We start from the raw sequence: 2861 nt of genomic DNA, 5'->3' as shown, positions 1-2861 counted from the left end.
TTCCTTCCATACAGGCTGAAAATGCTTTTTTAAACCTATCAACAACTTCTTGATTTGCCTGATCAGCATTTGCCTTTGATTGGGCATTTTGTTGAGCTTGAACTTGTTGACCGGCTCTTCTACCCCTTAATGCTCCTGCCACAGCTCCAATAGCTGCTCCCTGACCTGCGTCACCAGCTATTGCACCAATAGCAGCTCCTGCAGCGGCACCACCTGCTGCACCTCTTACAGCACCACCGGTTGGACCTGTACTCACCTGAGCTTCTACTTTAGGGAGGTTCAGTGGATCAATACCTGTCTGGTCCATTGCCCATAAGTAACAATCATACTCATCTGTTTTTTGTTGTTTCTGGCTTTGCTTGTTAGAAGGAAAAACAATGAGACCTCCTGTTGAAGAGATTTGATTATACGTCATTTTTGTAGTGTCCGGCAGCGATTGGGTCGTTGGGACTTGTGCTTGTATTTGGGCAATTCCAAAGAATAGGAAGATTACCGTGAGATATGTGAATACTTTCATTTTATTTTGAAATGTCATCTGATTAATTATTTAAATCGAGGAAATCGAAACCTAGCTGACGGTATGCATCAGCTTCATTGTAAAAGGTATAACTCTTAATGATTTTTCCATTTTCAATCTTGTAAATTGAATTAGCCCAAAGTGTCACAGGGGTATCTGTCCACTGATAGTTGATGGTCAATTCGGCCCAATTGGAAACCCATTCCCCTTTATCGTCACCATCTTCAACAATAATTGAGGCATTTCTTGATCGGTCATATTTAATGTTTTTATAAAGATTTTCAGAAGAATATTTCCAATTTTCAACTGCTTCAGCTTTTCTTATTGAATCCCCATAAGATGGTCCGAGGCCTAAATAATTGTCATCGAGTAAACTTGACATCGTTTGGTAGTCCAGATTCTCTACCGCTTGGACATATCTCTCTACAATCTTTATATTATTTTCAGCATTAATACTACTCTTTGAGCAGGACGCCAAAAAAAACAAGACAACGAAATATTTAATTTTATTCATAATTTATATGGTTTAACTTTTTTAGGTGGTTTTAAATTGAAATTTAGATTTAATCAATCTAATCGTTATCAGATCAATGTGATATCTCCATCTTTTTGGATTTTATTGACTGATATTCTGAATTTTCGATTCATCATTATTTTTACTTACTTTGATATGAGGTTGATTTATAAAATTTATGATTTCAATTCTTAATTCTTTCTGGATTTGTTTGTAAGATTGGACCATTTCTTGACACCTAAGACAGTCTTCAATTTTGGTTTCGCACAGGTAATATTCATTGAGAATTTCAATAAATACATCATGTTTGAAAAATCTTTCTATTTCACTTTCATATTCTGAAAAGTCGCGAACAAACAGCGCTTTTTGAATTATTGAAATATTTGATTTTTTTGAATTGCTCATATTTTCCAATCATGAAATCAAATATTATTATTTATTTCGGTTCACTTAAGTAAATGGAAGTAAGTTACGGTAACTTCAAAATAGACATGGCAAATACAAAAATACCCAAAACAGAAATTCTTGATCAATTGTCTAAAATTCTTCGAAGCCAAGTATTTCGAAATTCTGACATGCTAAAGAATTTCCTTGCCTATGTTGTCAAAGAATCCGTAGAGGGACGTGGTGAAACCTTGAAACAGTATTCCATTGCAATAGATGCTTTTGGAAGAAAAAATGATTTTGACTCAGCCGAAGATCCGATTGTACGGATTCAGGCAAGTAGATTAAGAAGGCATTTGGAAGAATATTACAAAGAAGAGGGCAGCTCAGACAGGATTATTTTTTCTCTTCCCAAGGGCTCTTATAATCCAAAATTTGCGAGAACCTTTCAAAAGGAAAGCAAAATCTCTCATTCGATTGCTGTTTCTCCGATAAAAAATCTAAACCCGGAAAATAGAGAAGATTATATTGTAGAGGGATTTACTCAGGAGCTGATCATGGAGCTTAGCAGATATAAGCATCTTGAAGTGATCAAGCTGGATTTGATCAATAATGAGATTACCAGGAATTCTATTGCAAGATTTAGCATAGAAGGGTCTTTTCGGCATTATGAAAATTCGGTGAAAATTTCAATTGTACTCCTGGATAATTTAAATAGCCAGGTAATATGGTCTTATCAAGAAAAGTACGAAGGTGAAAACAATAATCTAATTCAAATTCAAGAAGAGCTTGCAAAAGCCGTGGCGCATAAAGTTTGTGGAATCAACGGGGTAATTCCCGAGAAACTCTATTCAGAGGCAAGATGGGAAGCAAAAGACAGCCCTTCCGCCTACGAGACATATTTACATTTTTATAAATATACCAAAAACCCAAGTCCGGAAAATGCGGCTGATTTGCTTGAAAAAGTTACTAATATAGTAACGAAAGAACCTGAATTTGCATTAGGATGGGCTGTATTGTCCCGATTATATACTGATTCATTTCAATTCAGCCAAAATAGGGAATTCCTAGAAAAGGCCTTGGAATATGGGGAAAAAAGTATTTTGCTCCAACCTCTATATCAGCCATGCCAGGCTTACTATAGTTATGCCTTATTATCTGATGATCAACTCGAAAAGGCTAAATACCATAGCAAGCTTGCCATAGAAATCAACCCAAATTCAAGCCACTACACAGGAGCTATAGGATTCTTGTATTGCCTAATGGATATGAGAGAGGAAGGATACCAATTAATAAAGAAGAGCATAGAAACCGACTTTGACTATCCAAAATGGTTTCATATTGGGATCTTTGTTTACCATTTGAGGAATCAAGACTATTATCAATGCCTTGTATCCGCAAACCGCTTCGATAAAGAAGAATTCTTTTGGTCTTTTTTGCTAAAAA

The 2861-nt window shown here is 35.8% G+C and carries 3 protein-coding genes; 1 reads left to right on the top strand and 2 read right to left on the bottom strand.

Features of this window, described 5'->3' with window-relative positions; all coding sequences use genetic code 11:
* Together ACZFYI_RS18340 and ACZFYI_RS18335 are read right to left on the bottom strand one after the other, a co-directional pair.
* Window positions 1-415 (bottom strand): glycine zipper domain-containing protein (locus tag ACZFYI_RS18340; protein WP_462525573.1); only part of this gene is annotated, 415 nt, incomplete at its 3' end.
* A gap of 124 nt (window positions 416-539) precedes the next feature.
* Window positions 540-1031 (bottom strand): nuclear transport factor 2 family protein, encoded by a 492-nt coding sequence (locus ACZFYI_RS18335; protein WP_462525572.1) that lies wholly within the window; start codon window positions 1029-1031, stop codon window positions 540-542.
* 575 nt (window positions 1032-1606) lie between these two features.
* Here ACZFYI_RS18335 and ACZFYI_RS18330 point away from each other — a divergent pair.
* A partial coding sequence (locus ACZFYI_RS18330; protein WP_462525571.1) for a hypothetical protein occupies window positions 1607-2861 on the top strand: 1255 nt, incomplete at its 3' end.

The sequence above is a fragment of the Aquiflexum sp. genome (assembly GCF_977115555.1).
Note: the sequence above shows the minus strand (reverse complement) of the source record. Positions and strands in the feature narration are given on the sequence as shown.

Bases quoted from the DNA above. Each gene is read 5' to 3' on its own strand.
- ACZFYI_RS18335 (WP_462525572.1), bottom strand. From the start codon at position 1,031: ATGAATAAAATTAAATATTTCGTTGTCTTGTTTTTTTTGGCGTCCTGC.